At 37.3% G+C, this 17288-nt stretch carries 15 protein-coding genes; 6 read left to right on the plus strand and 9 right to left on the minus strand.

Going from position 1 to position 17288, the window contains the following annotated elements:
- Window positions 1–10 precede the first annotated feature (10 nt).
- The 9 genes from pseG to D1094_RS09920 form a co-directional block, all read right to left on the minus strand.
- Window positions 11–1681: a UDP-2,4-diacetamido-2,4,6-trideoxy-beta-L-altropyranose hydrolase gene (gene pseG / locus D1094_RS09880; protein WP_118959946.1), complete on the minus strand. Its 1671-nt coding sequence runs from the start codon at window positions 1679–1681 to the stop codon at window positions 11–13.
- Entirely contained in the window at window positions 1678–2424 is a 747-nt protein-coding gene (gene pseF / locus D1094_RS09885) for a pseudaminic acid cytidylyltransferase (protein ID WP_310648348.1), read from the minus strand. Before pseF ends, pseG begins: the two co-directional genes overlap by 4 nt.
- 82 nt (window positions 2425–2506) lie before the next feature.
- On the minus strand, window positions 2507–3697 hold the full coding sequence (locus D1094_RS09890; RefSeq protein WP_118959948.1) for a 3-deoxy-7-phosphoheptulonate synthase: 1191 nt from the start codon (window positions 3695–3697) through the stop codon (window positions 2507–2509).
- Window positions 3698–3788: 91 nt separating this feature from the next.
- On the minus strand, window positions 3789–4616 hold the full coding sequence (locus D1094_RS09895; protein WP_118959949.1) for a hypothetical protein: 828 nt from the start codon (window positions 4614–4616) through the stop codon (window positions 3789–3791).
- 10 nt (window positions 4617–4626) lie between these two features.
- Entirely contained in the window at window positions 4627–5757 is a 1131-nt protein-coding gene (locus tag D1094_RS09900) for an FkbM family methyltransferase (RefSeq protein ID WP_118959950.1), read from the minus strand.
- 18 nt (window positions 5758–5775) lie between these two features.
- Window positions 5776–6651 (minus strand): aldo/keto reductase, encoded by an 876-nt coding sequence (locus D1094_RS09905; protein WP_118959951.1) that lies wholly within the window; start codon window positions 6649–6651, stop codon window positions 5776–5778.
- On the minus strand, window positions 6648–7799 hold the full coding sequence (pseC, locus tag D1094_RS09910) for a UDP-4-amino-4,6-dideoxy-N-acetyl-beta-L-altrosamine transaminase (RefSeq protein WP_118959952.1): 1152 nt from the start codon (window positions 7797–7799) through the stop codon (window positions 6648–6650). Before pseC ends, D1094_RS09905 begins: the two co-directional genes overlap by 4 nt.
- A complete protein-coding gene (pseB, locus tag D1094_RS09915; RefSeq protein ID WP_118960167.1) occupies window positions 7796–8797 on the minus strand; it encodes a UDP-N-acetylglucosamine 4,6-dehydratase (inverting) in 1002 nt (333 codons plus the stop codon). The genes pseC and pseB overlap by 4 nt, the downstream gene beginning before the upstream one ends.
- A 339-nt stretch (window positions 8798–9136) precedes the next feature.
- Window positions 9137–9448 carry a hypothetical protein gene (locus tag D1094_RS09920; RefSeq protein WP_118959953.1) on the minus strand — a complete coding sequence of 104 codons (312 nt, stop codon included), beginning with the start codon at window positions 9446–9448 and terminating at the stop codon, window positions 9137–9139.
- A gap of 280 nt (window positions 9449–9728) precedes the next feature.
- Between D1094_RS09920 and D1094_RS09925 the strand changes: the two genes are divergently transcribed.
- The 6 genes from D1094_RS09925 (at window position 9729) to fliG (ending at window position 17281) form a co-directional block, all read left to right on the plus strand.
- On the plus strand, window positions 9729–11222 hold the full coding sequence (locus D1094_RS09925; protein WP_118959954.1) for a sigma-54 dependent transcriptional regulator: 1494 nt from the start codon (window positions 9729–9731) through the stop codon (window positions 11220–11222).
- Between the two features lie 132 nt (window positions 11223–11354).
- Window positions 11355–12560, plus strand: a complete 1206-nt coding sequence (locus D1094_RS09930) for a PAS domain-containing sensor histidine kinase (RefSeq protein ID WP_118959955.1) — start codon at window positions 11355–11357, stop codon at window positions 12558–12560.
- Window positions 12557–13897 carry a sigma-54 dependent transcriptional regulator gene (locus D1094_RS09935; protein WP_118959956.1) on the plus strand — a complete coding sequence of 447 codons (1341 nt, stop codon included), beginning with the start codon at window positions 12557–12559 and terminating at the stop codon, window positions 13895–13897. The genes D1094_RS09930 and D1094_RS09935 overlap by 4 nt, the downstream gene beginning before the upstream one ends.
- A gap of 186 nt (window positions 13898–14083) precedes the next feature.
- Entirely contained in the window at window positions 14084–14437 is a 354-nt protein-coding gene (gene fliE, locus D1094_RS09940; protein WP_118959957.1) for a flagellar hook-basal body complex protein FliE, read from the plus strand.
- A 71-nt stretch (window positions 14438–14508) separates the two neighbouring features.
- A complete protein-coding gene (gene fliF / locus D1094_RS09945; protein WP_118960168.1) occupies window positions 14509–16230 on the plus strand; it encodes a flagellar basal-body MS-ring/collar protein FliF in 1722 nt (573 codons plus the stop codon).
- Window positions 16223–17281: a flagellar motor switch protein FliG gene (gene fliG, locus D1094_RS09950; RefSeq protein WP_118959958.1), complete on the plus strand. Its 1059-nt coding sequence runs from the start codon at window positions 16223–16225 to the stop codon at window positions 17279–17281. The genes fliF and fliG overlap by 8 nt, the downstream gene beginning before the upstream one ends.
- Window positions 17282–17288 lie beyond the last annotated feature (7 nt).

The following is a 17288-nucleotide window of genomic DNA, read 5'->3' on the forward strand; positions in this document are numbered from 1 at the left end:
TAGACAATTATTAACAAGTAATGTCGTTCGTTTCACTACTAGGACAAAAAGTCACATAGTGAAAATCATCGCGCTCTGCACCATTAAACAGGGTGTTTACCGTTTTATTGTATGCATGGTCTGTACCAACATCAGAGAAGCCTAGGTATTTATTCAGCAAGCGAACAAATTTATTTTCTTTATGAATAACGGCAAGCCAAGGCGTTGTCGGGTATAACTTCTTACAATGCTCAAGTTGCCAATTAAGCGCTAATAATGCTTCTTGAAAACCTATATCTCGCTCACAAACAAACCAGCCACCAATTAAGAAAGTATTATCTTCAATGTTTTTAATTTCATGCCATATATACAGAACAGGTTTACCATGGTGTGAAAGTAAATATGAATCGCGTTGAGTATTAAACCACCAAGCGTAATGAGATAAGTAAGGAATTTGAGCGGACTTAATCATATTCTGGCAGTTACTTGGCAAGTTTCTACTTTGTAGATAATGATTAATATCGCCATCATTAACTTCACGCAATGTGTAATTATTTGAATCGATTAGATATTTTTGGTTTCTTGTTATATGGTTTTTGGACGTTATCTTTGCCTTTGCTTGGGTAACTGGAGTAGGTAACGCTAATAGCGTTTCTACCACTCTTGTTGTACCCAGTGCATCAATGGGATGTTCAGCGTTAAGTATTAATGACTTTAAACGGGGATAATAAGTACAAGCAGATTTAACGAAAAAGACTAAATTATCTGCTGTAATTTCATTGAATGAATCTAAATGAAAATAATGACCTAATTGAGCAAGTTGCTTCTTCTCTGAGTGTTGGTTTTCGGCAATAGCGAATGTTAATGCGGGAATCTTTAATGCGAGTAGTTGGTAGGTTATACCACCCGCGGCGCCAATATATAAATGGCAATTTTCTAAATAAGGATATAAATCAGTTTTACCTATTAGAAGCTCAACGTTATTATTTTTATTATAATGCTCAATAAACGGCTGACTATTCTGGGCTAAAGGTCCTAAAACAACTAACACCTTAAAAGACAGCCCCAAAGTATATTGTTGAGCTAGTAAGTAATCTATCAATTGTTGGCATTGCAATAAATCTCCTGCGCCACCTAAGCCAAACATTATCGTAAATTCACTTATTACCGCTATGTTTGAAGGTTTTTTAACTGAGCGGTACTTTTCATCGAGTAAGACATATGAAGAACCAAGTAATTTGATACAGTGCGTAGGAGTAAGAGTGTCGTAGGCTGATTGAGTTTGATCGCCTCGCCATTTCATATCGACTAAAAAGTCACAATAATGTTCACGCAATAAGTCATCAATCACTAATAATGGAATATTATTATTCTTCTTAGAATAAACCGTTTGTTCCCATAGTTTTCCTAAGCGGTAATCATCGATAATAATATAGCCTGTTTGATATTGTTCAGTTAAAGCGATGAACTTTTCTGCATCTTCGATTTCATTAAGTGAATTTTGTTGTGCTTGATAGAGAACCCGTGTTTCAACGTCTCGTAAAAAGGGTTCTATTGCCTCTTCAATATAATCAAGTACGAACACGACATTTATTAGGTGTTTTTTAAGTTCTTTCGCAAGTTGCAGGCAACGAACAAGGTGGCCAATACCAGTATTTTTACCTGCATTAGTTCTTATGAACGTAGTGGTATTTGAAGTCATTCTTGTGAAGTTTTGCTTAAAGTGATTTTGTTTAAGGCAATATACATCGCTTCGGCTAAAACCCAGTCATCGATATTATCAATATCATGAACTTCATATTTGGGTAAAATATATGGTATTGCTGCATCAGAAAACATGCATTGCTCAGACAGAAAACCTTGTGCAGTACCCCAATAAAATTGGCCAGCATCAAAATAAGCAGGCGTGAGATCTTGAGTTCTAAGACCAAAAGATTCCGGTTCAAACATTTCAATTTTTTGTGTCTCAGAAATGCTAAATGCCTGTTGAATGGGGACCGGATATTCACAGACGCCAAAGCAATATATTTTCTCTGCTTGGGAGGTAAGTATGTTTAATGCATTTTTCAAAGTGTCTGCTTTAATGAATGGTGATGTACCATAGAGCGTGCAAACATAGCTTGCTGGTTTACCTGATTCAGCTAACCAGTTTATCGCATGATTGATAACAGCTAATGTGCCACAGTGATCGTCAGATAGTTCATCAGGCCTGATGAATGGCGTAGATGCACCAAAATTTCTTGCAACCTCCGCAATTTCTTGATCATCAGTTGAAACAATAACTTGATCAAAGCATCCAGAAGCTATTGCAGCTTCAATGGCGTAGGCAATAATAGGTTTACCACAAAAGTGTTTAATATTTTTTCTTGGTATTCTTTTGCTACCGCCACGCGCGGGAATGATACATACGTTAATATGACACCTACTTTTGTTATTAACTTGTATGAAACAAGTTTATCTCTTGATTACTTGAGTATATTGATAATTAAGCATAATTTCATCCTGTATTTGCAGGTAATAGCGCTGATTATTGACGATTTATCTCTCGTCTTTGTCTAATTGAATTAGCTAATTCAGCTAACACATCATAACTTTGCTCAAGGTTTATACAGGCATCGGTGGTGCTTTGTCCGTAAGTTAGATGATCAACATCAGCTAAGCTTTGTCTTCCTTCGACTAAGAAGCTTTCTATCATTACGCCAAATACTGTTTTTTCACCTTGTTTAATACTATTAGCAATGTCATGGGCTACAACGCGTTGTTTTAAATGATCCTTTTCGCTATTACCATGGCTACAATCAATCATCAACCTTGGTAAGTGTTGAGATTCTTTAAGTCGCTCAGATGTATGATTGATATTATGTTGCGAATAATTTGGTTGATTGCCACCACGTAATATTAAGTGACTATTTTGGTTCCCTATGGTACTTAAAACTGACAACTGTCCTTGGTTATTTGGCAAGCACACCGTGTGACTCTCTTTTGCGGAAGTGATTGCATCAATGGCTATTTGGGTATTTCCATCGGTATTGTTTTTAAAGCCAACAGGAAAAGACAAAGCCGAGGCTAATTCTCTATGTGATTGGCTTTGTGAAGTTCGGGCACCGATAGCGCCCCAACAGATCAAATCACTGATGTAAGAAGCAACATTAATGTTAAGAAACTCTGTCGCGGTTGCTAGGCCTAACTTATTTATTGTTAATAATAATGCTCTTGCTTTATGCAAGCCTTTATTGACATCAAAGCTTTCATCGAGATCAGGATCGTTAATTAAGCCTTTCCAGCCAAGGGTTGTTCGTGGCTTTTCTAAAAATACTCGCATAACAATAAGTAATTCTTGAGAAAATTCGTCACTCATCAATTTTAATTTTTTAGCGTAATCTAATGCTGCAGTAGGGTCGTGAATAGAGCAGGGGCCAATGATTACTAATAACCTATCATCATAGCTATTCATGATAGATTGAATTGCCGTTTTACTTTGTTCAATGAAGGTTTTGATAGTAGGGGAAATCGCAATTTCCTGCTTTAATTGTGCAGGCGTAATAAGTATTGACTCATGTAACTGAGTCGTGTTTTTACTGATATCTTTCGCTGTTATACCGTGTGTTGCTTTGTTAAATTGCTCTTTTGATTGGGGTTGTGGTTTTCTTTTGTGTACCGAATTAGCTGTTGTATCACTGCTGTGTTCATTTAACCGTGTTAAAAAATGGTTAAGCATGAGATTACCCTTATACAAAGGTCATATTACCTTTGTATCGGTCAGGGGAAGAATAAGTTTAATATCATGCTTTGTGACATAGTCACTACCGTTAATCAAAGCGCCTCGTTAATTTTAAATCGAGTGTTTCAGGATACTCTTCAATAGCCCATTCGTTTTTTTGCCAATCAAAAGGACAACGTTCATCAACAGAAAGTAAGTCTTTATCATCAATGCCTTCAGAGTTAACTAACGGCAAACCAAGTTGAGAAACCATTAATTCATTTAATAAATGCTCTTGTTGCCAGTGAATTCCTGTTATTTGACGGTTTGGACTTTCCCAGCCCGTAGAGTCTGGCGAACCGTGGCCATCTCGGCCTTCACTCTGTTCAAACATGATTTTTTGCCATTGTGTATTACGAATAAATTTTCGATAGGCACGTACTGTTTCCGTTTTACCACTGCTTCGCGCAAGTCTTCCCCAATTGGCGCAATACTCTATGTTATCTAATACTACTATTGCTTGTGTCGCCTTTTCAGTAATTGCTTCAATCACTTCTTTTCTAGATATACCGTCATTTACCACAATAGACCATGGGTTGAATTCAAAAATACCATCACTTATTTGACTGTAATCCTGAGCTTTTAATATGGTTAGATCATTGTTTGAATAAGCACTTATGGCTTGGGTTAAATTGTCTGTTATTGCAACGGTAAATCCGGCTTTTTCTGCAAGCAAACATAAGTCACTTATAAAGCTGTCATCACTTTCTATAGTTAATACCTGACATTTTTTTTGTAGAAAATAGATGGTTGAATTACCGCCACCCCATTCCAATACAGATAATTTTTTATTAATTAATGTTGGGTACCATTTAAACAGATTGTTTAAAAACTGAATTGAGGCATCTGCGATCCATGGAGTTATTCTTAGAAACATAATAATACCTTTAGTTATAAAATGGTTTAGTTACATGATTGAAGCGGCTTTTGTCTATACAGTACAAAGTTAGCTCAAAGCCATAATGACCATGTTGTCTTAAAAACAGCTGATAATCTGGATTTATTGTTTTAATTAATTGCGGAATTTGCCAAATGTGACCAGGCTGATGATAACAAGATACTGCAATATTAGGACGCTGTTGTTTTATAAGCTCTGCAGCGCCTGAAATAACATCTAGATCAGCTCCTTCAACGTCTATTTTTATTAAATTGACCATAGAATTTGCGTGTGTGTCGTCTAGCTTAACTATAAATATCTCTGTTTCGCCTTCATCACTGATATGAGATGCCGCACCATCGCCTGATGAGAACCTCAATACCTCATTTGTGTTACCTACCCCCATTGGAAAGCAGTTGATATTAGCTTGAGGGTATGCGTTTTTGATGCTACTCGCCGCACTGGTTAGCGCTTGGTAATTTTCAAGTTCAAACGCTTTATATGACTGTATTCTCTCTTTGAATGCGGTAAAAAATTGATTGATGGTATCACCATCAAAAGCACCACAATCAAGAATATGCAGTTTATCTAGGCCTGTACATAAATCTATATCAGGTGGAAAATATTCCTCGCAATAATCGGGTTTAATATAATCTTTTACAGCAAACGATTGCCTAAATTTGGCTATATTAGTGAGCAATGTTTTACTTCTTTCATCGTTAAAATAACTTAATACCGTTTCAAAGCCTTGCTGATTGGTAAAGTTTTCGTCGTTAGGGTTACGCCATAATATACCGTCGTGACTGATAATAGAGAGTGTTTTAGGAAATGCCTCCATGGTTTGATAAGGAGAAACTAAATTTATGAAGCCCATCTCGGTTAATTGTTCAAATAAAGCGTCATCAACTCCAGTTTTTACAGGGGGAAGTAATACCGAAATATAAATTTTTGCGTTTGCTTTATCTTCAGCGCTAATTTCATCAGGTCGATACAGGTACTTACCTAACACTCTATCTCGAGGGGCATAAGCATCAATGAATTCATAGTCTATATTTTGTTGTTCAAATAATTGGGCAAGAGCTAGGCCTAAATAAGAGGCTCCGTAAATGAATGTTTTATTATGCTCTGTGGGATTACTCATTTGAGTCGAGTCCTCTTGTTAAGGCCAATTAGTTGGCGATAAAATATTTTCATCAGATAAGGCGTATTGTTCAGCATGTTCAATAGTAATATCTTTATCATTAGCGCTAAGAAGTTGTTCAAGTTGCTTACAGGTATTTACACCACAAATCATTTTATCTATCTGCGGAATATTTTTAACAAAATTTAGGGTTAACTCAATTAACGATATATCGTTTTTCTTCGCATATGCCTTTAGGTTATTTAATTGTTTAAAGGCAGGTGAAAAAAAGTTGTTCAGTTGAGATTGCTCTGCAAAAAATAAACCTTGAAGAAATACAGAACGAGCATGAATTTCTATATTACGCTGCTTCAAATTATCTAATGTACCGCTATTAAGTAAACGTTGATCAAAAATATTAAAGGGCAATTGAATAATATCGATATCGAAATGTGCTAGTAGATCATCAATTTGTTGTTGATGATAAACAGAGGCGCCAATGCTTTTGATATGACCTGCTGATTTTTGTTCTGCTAACGTTTGGTATATGAGTTCACCCCTGTGTTTAAATAAATCATCGCATTGATGTACGAGTACGCCAGATAATTGAGATGTTTTTAATTGGTCTCTTGAATTTTTAAGAGTTATGCGTATGGTCTCAATATGTTTTTGTTCTATTGTTAAATCATTAACGGCAACCGTCTTTGTGATGATGTTAAATTGATCGCTTAAATGTTCATAGCTGCCTAATATTGACTCAGCATTTCCGTAGCTTGAAGAGGTATCAAGGAGTGATATCCCTGATTTATGAGCTAACTTTAGAATTCGATGAACTTCTTTAGGTTGTGTTTGCCCCTGGGTATTACTAATTCCATAGTTTAAACCAAATTGAACAGTACCTAGTGCTAATTTCATAATAGAGATTTTACCGTGTTAATGACATATGTTTGCTCTTCTAGCGTTAGATCAGGGTAGAGAGGTAAAGATAATGCTTGTTGGTAATAATTCTCGGCTTGAGGGAAGTCTCCTTGGCTAAAGCCTAATTTTTGGTAATAAGGCTGTAAATGCACTGGTATATAATGAATTTGTGCGAAAATTTGTTTTGCACGAAGTGCTTCCACAAGTAATTTATGCTGTTCTTTGTTCGGCGTGGGCAGCTTAATTATATATAAATGATAAGCGCTATAGCAGGATGTACCTTGAGATAATGGTGAAATAGCTAATTCGGTAAATGCATCATTATATAGCGTAGCAAGTTGGTTTCTTTTTTTTACGAAGTGCTCTAACTCAGCTAATTGACTTAACCCAAGTGCAGCTTGTAACTCGGTCATACGATAATTAAAACCTAATTCTATTTGCTGATAGTACCAAGGACCGTGACTTATCTCTGTCATTTGCTCTTGTTCAGCCGTAATACCATGGCTTCTTAATCGTTTCATTTTCTGAGCAATATTAGCGCAATTAGTGGTCGCCATCCCCCCTTCAGCACTGGTGATAATCTTCACCGGATGAAAGCTAAATACAGTAATGTCACTATAACGGCAATTGCCAACAGGAGTATTTTGATATTGTGCACCAATAGCATGTGATGCGTCTTCAATAACCTTAATATTATATTGGCGAGCAAGCTGATAGATTGCATGCATGTCACACGACTGACCTGCTAAATGCACTGGAATAAGTACTTTAGGTAATCTATTTTTAGTGTTGGCTTGTTTTAGTCTTTCTGCCAATGCTGTGACTGACATATTACCGGTGCAAGGATCTATATCGACAAAGTCTACGTTTGCTCCACAGTAGAGCGCACAATTAGCAGAGGCAACAAATGTAATTGGGCTAGTCCAAACAATATCATTATGACCTACATCAAGTGCTAAACAAGCTATGTGTAAAGCCGAAGTGGCACTATTAGTTGCGACACCATGAGTTGCGTTGCAATATTGTGCAATTGCGTTTTCAAATTCAGGTACTTTAGGTCCCTGAGTTAATCTATCTGATTTTAAAACTGCTACAACTGCATCAATATCTTTTTGAGATATATGTTGCTTGCCGTAAGGGATCATAAACACGCCTGTTGATTAAATTGAGCAATTTCATCGATAGTCAAAAAGTCTGGGTTACTTAATGAATCGTATTCATAGCCTTCGGGAACAGGCTTACCAACTTCATTAAGCGCATTGCTGGAAAAATCATTTTCACGACTAAAAAAGCGTATCGCAGGAGAAATTACAAAATGATCGTCAAATTCAAAGGTGTTATAGCACAACTCGCCAGGGCACATGACTTCATGTAACTTTTCTCCGGGTCTGATACCAACAACTTTTTGTGCTAAGTTTGGAGCCATCGCCGTAGCAAGATCGGTAATTTTTATTGAGGGGATTTTCGGAACAAAAATTTCACCACCCGACATGCGATAAAAGTTTTTAAGCACAAAGTCGACACCTTGCTGTAACGAAATCCAAAAACGTGTCATCTCTTCATGAGTAATAGGTAAGTGATCTGAACCTTCTTCGATAAGCTTTTCAAAAAAAGGAACAACCGAACCTCGAGATCCGACAACATTGCCATAGCGTACAACTGCGAAAGAGGTTTTATGCCCGCCAGATATATTATTCGCAGCAATAAATATTTTATCCGACGCTAGTTTGGTCGCCCCGTATAGGTTAATTGGATTTGCTGCTTTGTCTGTAGAGAGGGCGATAACTTTTTCTACATTGTTGTCTAAGGCTGCATCAATGACATTTTCGGCGCCATTAATATTGGTTTTGACACATTCCATCGGGTTGTATTCTGCGGCAGGCACCTGTTTCATCGCGGCTGCATGAATTACATAGTCGACGCCTCGCATGGCGCGAATTAAACGCTCTTTATCTCTGACGTCACCAATAAAATATCGCATGCAATCTTGATTGAAGACTTGCTGCATCTCAAATTGCTTTAACTCGTCCCTTGAATAAATAATTATTTTTTTGGGGTTATGACTTTTTAATAACGTTTCTACGTATTTCTTCCCAAAAGAGCCTGTGCCTCCTGTGATCAAAATACTTTTATTCTCGAACATTGATTTAGTCATTTGCGCCTCATTCTTTGTTATGGAACGATGTAATGTTTATCACAGTTTCTTTTTCTATGTATGGAACAACAAGAAAATGCAGTGTCATCATATCATTTAGTTGTGATTAGCAAATTATGTGCCTAGCTATTTAGATATACAACTATTTATTACTATTTTAGCAAAAAGTTATAAAAAAGCTGTTTTATTTTCAGCCAGTTAGCTTATGTAAGTGTCTTGAAGGTATTAGACAGTGTATTTACCGTGAATCGGTAAGCGGCATAAAATGTCAAAAATATATCGTTCACCTTTCGTGTACTTTTTAGAGGGGAGAATAGACAGAAGTCTTTATAAAAGGTTAGCGATTTTATTGTATAAATCGGTTGCTTGGCTTTGAGATAGGTTACCGGAAGATTTAGCGCGACCTATGGTTGAGGTGACTCTAATAACGTCATTCGCAATATCATTAATTTGTTGCGCGGCTCCAAGTTGGTTTTCTTGTTGAAGTTTTTCCTGAGCTAAACCTGAAATATTAACGACATCATCGGCATATTGACCAAGCGTTGATTGTAAAAAGGGCGGTTTTGTTGAAGAGCCAGCATTGGAGCTTGTGACTCGGTTGATTTCTATACCAGCTGTTAATGGTGGCACTGATGGCATAATAGACTCTTTCTTTGAATGATAATATTTAGCAATATAACGTTTAGCAATATAACTTCTAACAATGTAACGTTAGCGATTACATTTTTTAGTAAAAGCTATACAAGTATAGGATCAGTTAGTACAAAAAACGAGCGTTTTGTTGTCGGGATAGTGTCAAAAAAACGCCATTTAACTAAAAAGTGTCAATAATTTGTTGATTAATATTCTCTTATGGCTAAAATCTGATTAAATAAATGAGTAACTTTTTTTAATTATAAGCATTTTATAGAGCTATTTTATGACAGATACTTTGATACTTCATGGCCATAAACAAATTCTAGTCGTCGATAATGATCATGACCGAGCACAACAAATTGCTACGGTATTTTCGTTTGTTGGTGAACATTTTATTTTGTGTACACAGGAAGAAGTATCAAGCTATTTATCTCAACGTGATCGCATTTTATCTATCGTGCTTTGTGGTGAAATTAAGCCCAGTATTGATAAGCTTGTAAAAGAAAATCCAAGTTTACCTTTTTTACTTCACGATGTTATTGATGCCAATGCATTAAAGCATTATGTCAATGTGATTGGCTGTTTATCTACGCCGTTAAATTACGCGCAATTGACACAAATGATCCACCATTGTCACCAATACCATAATAAATTGCCTCGCCAAGCTGGTAAGTTAACCCGTTCTGCGTTGTTTCGATCGCTCGTTGGAATTAGTGAACCAATGACTCAAGTAAGGTTTTTAATTGAGCAGGTTGCTAAAACTCCAGCTAGTGTTTTAGTGTTAGGGGAGTCTGGTACAGGTAAAGAAGTTGTTGCAAGAAATATTCATGATCTTTCTGAACGTGCTGGCAAAGCTTTCGTACCGGTAAATTGTGGTGCTATTCCAGCTGAATTACTAGAGAGTGAATTATTTGGTCATGAGAAAGGAGCATTTACGGGGGCTATTTCTACTAGAAAAGGACGCTTTGAATTAGCCGAAGGTGGCACACTGTTTTTAGATGAAATTGGTGATATGCCTCAACCGATGCAAGTGAAATTGTTAAGAGTACTACAAGAAAGAACCTTTGAGCGGGTTGGTGGGAGTAAAAGTTTAAAAGCCGATGTACGTATTATCGCAGCAACTCATCAACAACTAGAAGATATGATAAAGACAGGTGATTTTAGAGAAGATCTGTTTTATCGCTTAAATGTTTTCCCAATTGAAACCCCCGCATTACGAGAGCGTAAAGAAGATATCCCGCTATTATTAAAGGAACTGTTAACGCGCTTTGAGCATGAACAAGGGAAAACAGTACGTTTTACTGAGAAAGCTATTGAATCATTAATGGAACATCCTTGGGCAGGTAATGTTAGGGAGCTTTCTAACTTAATTGAACGAATGCTTATTATGTATGGCGAACAAATTGTTGATGTTGCTGAGCTCCCCAAGAAATATCAACATATTGATGTTGAAGCATACGAACCAGAATATCCTGAAGAATTACAAGAACAAGATGCAATTAATGAGCTGTTTTCTAGTTTTGAATATGATGAAGTTGATGCTCAAAATGACTTCATAAACACAGCGATTGAGGAAAACTTACCTAACGCAGGTTTATTACCAGAGGATGGCATTAACCTAAAAGAGCACTTGGCAGATCTTGAAGTGTCTTTAATTAAACAGTCATTAGAAAAGCATGATTGGGTGGTCGCAAGGGCAGCGGAAACGCTTGGAATGCGACGGACAACGTTAGTAGAAAAAATGCGAAAATATGATCTACAAAAACCCACAGAATAGTCGATAGACAAATATTTGACTCATGAAAATTTGTTGATATGTGCTGTAATTAACTGAAATAACACTGTTTTAATAATGGCACACTAAATGCTTTATGGTACTTAATTACTATGTTTAATTGAGTACCATATTATGGCATTAGCAGTACATCCAATCACACAAAACTCTAAAAACAGCAATTTCAATATTGCCAGTTCTTCTTTGGCTAGTGAAGATGTACCTCTAGAGCAGGAAGCTTTTCCCGGTGAATTAGCGGCGCTTCGTGCTCAATACTCCAAAAATATGGTAGAACAACCGTTCATTAATGATTTTCTCTCAGAGCAACATCATGCAAAGCAACATAAATTAGCAGACCGACTTATTGAGGTTATGCCAACAGGGCTTGTTGTGTTAGATGGCAACGGTATTGTTTCTAAGATTAATAAAGTGGCTAGATTACTTTTAGATGAGCCTATTCTTGGTCAAGCGTGGTTTGATGTCATTAAGCGTTCATTTAAACCAAGAGAAGACGATTGGCATGAAGTTTCATTAAAAGATGGCCGTCGAGTAAAGTTGGAAATATCCAGTTTAGGTGATCAACCTGGTCAGTTAATCATGATTACTGACCTTACTGAAACTCGGTTATTACAAGATAAAATAGGTCAAATGCAACGTTTATCCTCTTTAGGGAAGATGGTTTCAACGTTAGCGCATCAAATTAGAACACCACTCTCAGCAGCAATATTATATGGGGCAAACTTAGCCAGTCATCAGTTATCAGATCAAGCTAGAGCAAAGTTCCAAGATAAGCTTAATTCAAGGTTAAAAGATTTAGAGCAGCAAGTGAATGACATGTTACTTTTCTCTAAAAGTGGCACAGAACAAGTTGTTTCTCCTATTGAGTTAAATGAATTACTTAATGATGCTGTTCAGGGAGTAGAGGTTTTAGTCAATAAAGCTGGCGCAGAAGTTAATGTGCAGTTGCCAAATGAGAGTGGTCAAGTTCTTGGAAATAAAAGTGCTTTAACAGGTGCTATTCAAAATTTAATTCATAATGCTTTACAGGTTATTGATGATAACGCAAAGGTTTCCATTCAAGTGCATTACAGTGATAAGGATGCATATATCAGTGTAAAAGATAATGGGCCAGGTGTATCTGCAGAGATTAAAGATAAAATTTTTCAACCGTTTTTTACTTCTTCAAGTCAAGGAACGGGCTTAGGGTTAGCCGTTGTTAAATCAGTTATTAATGCCCATCAAGGTGAAGTCAGTTTAATTAGTCAACCAGGAGAGGGAGCGCACTTCATTCTTAAGTTACCCAAATTAGAGTGTGTTAAATCGACGGGAGAGTTATCATGAACGATCGCAAAATATTAGTAGTTGAAGATGATGCAGGTTTAAGAGAAGCCCTTATCGATACGTTATCTTTAGCAGGGTATCAATGTGCAGAGGCTAACTCTGGTGAAGACGCTTTGTTAAAGCTAAAAACGCATTTGATCGATTTAGTTGTCAGTGATGTACAAATGGGCGGTATGACAGGCTTATCTTTATTGAAAAGTATTAAAGCGCAACAGCCTAATTTGCCGGTATTGTTAATGACTGCTTATGGCACAATTGATGATGCTGTTCAGGCTATGCAAGATGGGGCGTGTAATTACATCGCTAAACCTTTTGCTCCTGAGGTCTTATTAAATATGGTAAGCCAGTATTTACCTGTGCAACCAATTAATACCAACACACCTGTCGTTGCTGATAAAAATAGCTTAGAGCTACTAGGCTTAGCTAAAAAAGTTGCCACCACCGAAGCCTCCGTTATGATTTTAGGACCTAGCGGCTCAGGTAAAGAAGTGTTAGCTCAATTCGTTCATAATAATTCAGCGCGTGCAGAACAACCTTTTGTTGCAATAAACTGTGCTGCTATTCCTGAAAATATGCTTGAAGCAACTCTATTTGGTTATGAAAAAGGGGCTTTTACTGGTGCAATACAAGCTTGTCCTGGTAAATTTGAGCAAGCACAAGGCGGAACAATTTTACTTGATGAAATTACAGAGATGGATCTGGGTTTACAAGCAAAAATATTAAGAGTCTTGCAAGAAAGAGAAGTTGAACGTTTAGGCGGAAGAAAAACGATTAGCCTTGATGTGAGAGTGATAGCTACTAGTAATAGAAACTTAAAAGAGGCTGTTGCTGATGGCGTATTTCGAGAAGATTTATATTATCGTTTAAACGTGTTTCCATTAACATGGTTGCCATTATCTGAGCGAGTAGATGATATTATTATACTTGCAGAACATTTAGTTCAACGCCATTGTCAAAAAAGTGGCGAGGTAATTCCTGAGTTTACAGGCCCTGCTCGAAGTAAGTTAAATGCTTATCATTGGCCTGGTAATGTAAGAGAGTTAGATAATGTCGTACAGCGTGCGTTAATTTTACATACTAATAATGAAATTGATGCTAAAGATTTACTGATTGAAAACTTCGAAACAACCATTGTGCAAGAGAGTCAGTGCAATGAAAGTAATGAAGACAAATTGGGAAGTGAACTAAAGCTGCAAGAAAATCAGATTATTTTAGACACACTGCAAGCGTGTCATGGAAGTAGAAAGGAAGTGGCGGAGCGTTTAGGTATTAGTCCGCGTACTTTACGATATAAAATAGCCCGCATGCGAGAAAGTGGTATTGAAATCCCCGCTTAATCGTACAGAAAGAAACCTATAATCTAATCAAAACACTGTAATTAACTAAATGTTTATTATAGTGTTTTTTTATATCTACTCATTGTTATTCATATCTAAACTGCCACTATCTATTTTTGGCATTATGCTTGCAGTTACCCATGTTAATCGTTTTAACGTGAAAAAATTGACACCGCGAGGGTTATCATGGATATCAAAGGCAACTCACTTTATACACAAATGCAGAATATGTCCTTACAAGCTATGGGACATAGTACAACAGCGATCAATGCTGATGCCTCATCAATTGAGAGTGTTAATAAAGCAAACCCATCTACGAGTAATTTTGGCAATATGTTAACCGATGCATTGAAAACAGTGAACGAACTTCAACAAGACTCTGGTGCCAAGAAAACGGCCTTTGAAATGGGCGATCGCAATGTTTCACTAGCAGAAGTTATGATTGCTTCTTCAAAATCAGGTATAGCCCTTGATGCAACGGTTCAAGTAAGAAATAAATTTGTAGAAGCCTACAAAGAAATTATGAGTATGCCGGTATAAATCGGTTTTCACCATGTTGAATGTGCTAAAAACAAATTTAGCGGAGAAGTAAAGTGTCAGATACCAACGCAATGATAAGTTCAGATAACAGTAATGATTTGCTTGCCAATGAAGGCGATGGCGCTGTAGAAGAGCAAAAGTCAGGCTTTTCAGCTACTTTAGGCAATGTTGATGTTTTAAGACAAATTACTTTAGTAGTTGCTTTAAGTATTTGTTTAGCAATCGCTATCTTTGTCATTATTTTAGCCAATGAGCCTGAATATCGTGTGCTATCAAAGCTACCAACAGAGCAATTGATAAAAACCATGGATCACCTTGATGCGAATAATGTTGAATATACTCAAGAAAACAACACTATTTCTGTACCTGCTGATGAATATAAAAACATTAAATTACTGCTTGCTCGAGAAGGCTTATCTAACGAGCCTGTAGAAAATGATGAAATTTTAATGAAAGACATGGGCTTTGGTGTAAGTCAACGTTTAGAAAGAGAACGATTAAAATATGGTAGAGAGCAGCAGTTAGGCAAAACGATAGAGCAATTACAAAGCATTGCTAAAGCAAAAGTGCTATTAGCAATTCCACGTGAAAATATCTTTGCTCGCAGAGAGAAAAACCCTTCAGCGACTGTTGTACTGACAATGCAGCGAGGAAGAATTTTATCTGAAGAAGAAGTTGATTCTGTTGTTGATATCGTCGCTTCAGCGGTACAAGGATTAAGTCCAAACAGAGTGACGGTTACCGATCAAAATGGCCGATTACTCAATTCAGGCTCACAAGACTCAATTTCATCGCGTTCACGTAAAGAATTTGAAATTGAACAAAAAAGAGAACAAGAATATTTAGATAAGATAGACAGTATTTTAATTCCTGTTGTTGGTTTAGGCAATTATACTGCTCAAGTTGATGTAACGATGGACTTCACTAATGTGGAAGAAACACAACGTCGCTATAATTCAGATTTACCAGCACTACGCAGTGAAATGAAAGTTGAAAATAGTACTATTGGTGGTGACATTGGTGGTATTGCGGGTGCCTTAACTAATCAACCTCCTTTAGAGTCTGCTATTCCTGAAAATGCGGCGGGCGGTCAGAAAAAGGCCATGCCAAGTCGTAAACATAGCGAATCAACTAAAAATTATGAGTTAGATGAAGCAATCAGTCATACTAAACAGCAAGCAGGTATTATAAGAAGAGTGAGTGTTTCTGTCGCTTTAGATTATGTCAGTGAAGCTAGCACTGCGCCCTCAGGTGATGTAGAAGGCGAGGCTCCAACCGCAGCAGCGATTGCTTCCCGTTCAGTTGCAGAGATAGCAAGCATTCGTCGGTTATTACAAGGCAGTATTGGTTTTGATTTGCAACGTGGTGATATATTAGAAGTGGTTACCATTCCATTTAATAAACCGGATGTAGGCAATCAAGTTGAATTACCTATGTGGCAACAACCATGGTTCTTAAAATACTTTAAATTGGCACTAGGCGCTTTAGTTATTATTGTGTTGATTGTAGCGATTGTTCGCCCAATGCTTAAACGCTTAATTTACCCAGATCAAACACCAGCGGATTATGGTGACAAGTCTTTAGACAGTCATATTGATTTAGGTGATGAGACCATGGATATGTTAACGTCTGATTTTGATGCTGGTGCAGTCGGTTTTGCTCCAGATGGCAGTTTACAGTTACCTGATCTTCATCGAGATGAAGATGTACTTAAAGCGGTTCGAGCACTTGTTGCGAACGAGCCAGAGTTATCATCGCAAGTAGTGAAAAGTTGGTTGAACGAAGATGAGTGATGAATCCCAAGAAATCGGTGAATTAGCCGCTGCACCAACAGGTTTTGATGTTGAAAAGCTTGAAGGGGCAGAAAAAGCAGCCATTTTATTATTGAGTTTGTCTGAAGAAGATGCAGCCCAAATACTGAAGCACTTAGAGCCGAAGCAGGTTCAGCAAGTAGGTACTGTGATGGCTGCGATGGAAGATTTTACCCAAGAAAAAATTACGGCTGTTCATAAGTTATTTATTAACGAAATTCAAAACTTCTCAACTATTGGCTTCCAAAGTGAAGAGTTTGTTCGTAAAGCATTAACGGCAGCATTAGGTGAAGATAAAGCGGGTAACTTAATTGACCAAATTGTTATGGGTGGCGGTGCTAAAGGCTTAGATTCACTAAAATGGATGGATTCTAAACAAGTAGCAAATATTATACGTAACGAGCATCCACAAATTCAAACGATAGTTTTGTCGTACTTAGAGCCTGAGCAATCAGCTGAAATTGTCGGACAATTTACTGAAAAAGTACGCTTAGATTTAATGATGCGAATAGCGAACTTAGAAGAAGTTCAACCTGCGGCTCTTCAAGAGTTAAATGAAATTATGGAGAAACAGTTTGCTGGTCAAGCAGGTGCGCAAGCTGCGAAGATGGGTGGATTGAAAGCTGCTGCAGATATTATGAACTACTTAGATACTAACGTTGAAGGTATGTTAATGGACTCAATTCGTGAGAATGACGAAGAGATGAGCCAACAAATTCAAGACTTGATGTTTGTCTTTGAAAACCTTGCTGATGTTGATGACCGAGGTATGCAAGCTATTTTACGAGAAGTACAGCAAGAAGCATTAATGAAAGCAATTAAAGGTACTGACGAAGCGCTGAAAGAGAAAATACTAAGTAACATGTCTAAACGTGCCGCTGAGATGTTGGCTGATGATCTAGAAGCCATGGGGCCAGTTCGTATCAGTGAAGTTGAAGCTGCACAAAAAGAGATCCTTTCTGTGGCTCGTCGTTTATCTGATGCTGGGGAAATTATGCTTGGCGGTGGCGGCGGTGGTGATGAGTTCTTATAAGAGCTTG

This window comes from Colwellia sp. RSH04 (assembly GCF_003545765.1).
Lineage (GTDB): Bacteria > Pseudomonadota > Gammaproteobacteria > Enterobacterales > Alteromonadaceae > Colwellia.

What these genes read in the sequence shown, in the direction of transcription:
- pseG (WP_118959946.1), bottom strand. Translation starts at nt 1,681, where the DNA reads ATGACTTCAAATACCACTACGTTCATAAGAACTAATGCAGGTAAAAAT.
- D1094_RS09890 (WP_118959948.1), bottom strand. Translation starts at nt 3,697, where the DNA reads ATGCTTAACCATTTTTTAACACGGTTAAATGAACACAGCAGTGATACA.
- D1094_RS09895 (WP_118959949.1), bottom strand. Translation starts at nt 4,616, where the DNA reads ATGTTTCTAAGAATAACTCCATGGATCGCAGATGCCTCAATTCAGTTT.
- D1094_RS09900 (WP_118959950.1), bottom strand. Translation starts at nt 5,757, where the DNA reads ATGAGTAATCCCACAGAGCATAATAAAACATTCATTTACGGAGCCTCT.
- D1094_RS09905 (WP_118959951.1), bottom strand. Translation starts at nt 6,651, where the DNA reads ATGAAATTAGCACTAGGTACTGTTCAATTTGGTTTAAACTATGGAATT.
- pseC (WP_118959952.1), bottom strand. Translation starts at nt 7,799, where the DNA reads ATGATCCCTTACGGCAAGCAACATATATCTCAAAAAGATATTGATGCA.
- pseB (WP_118960167.1), bottom strand. Translation starts at nt 8,797, where the DNA reads ATGTTCGAGAATAAAAGTATTTTGATCACAGGAGGCACAGGCTCTTTT.
- D1094_RS09920 (WP_118959953.1), bottom strand. Translation starts at nt 9,448, where the DNA reads ATGCCATCAGTGCCACCATTAACAGCTGGTATAGAAATCAACCGAGTC.
- D1094_RS09925 (WP_118959954.1), top strand. Translation starts at nt 9,729, where the DNA reads ATGACAGATACTTTGATACTTCATGGCCATAAACAAATTCTAGTCGTC.
- D1094_RS09930 (WP_118959955.1), top strand. Translation starts at nt 11,355, where the DNA reads ATGGCATTAGCAGTACATCCAATCACACAAAACTCTAAAAACAGCAAT.
- D1094_RS09935 (WP_118959956.1), top strand. Translation starts at nt 12,557, where the DNA reads ATGAACGATCGCAAAATATTAGTAGTTGAAGATGATGCAGGTTTAAGA.
- fliE (WP_118959957.1), top strand. Translation starts at nt 14,084, where the DNA reads ATGGATATCAAAGGCAACTCACTTTATACACAAATGCAGAATATGTCC.
- fliF (WP_118960168.1), top strand. Translation starts at nt 14,509, where the DNA reads ATGATAAGTTCAGATAACAGTAATGATTTGCTTGCCAATGAAGGCGAT.
- fliG (WP_118959958.1), top strand. Translation starts at nt 16,223, where the DNA reads ATGAGTGATGAATCCCAAGAAATCGGTGAATTAGCCGCTGCACCAACA.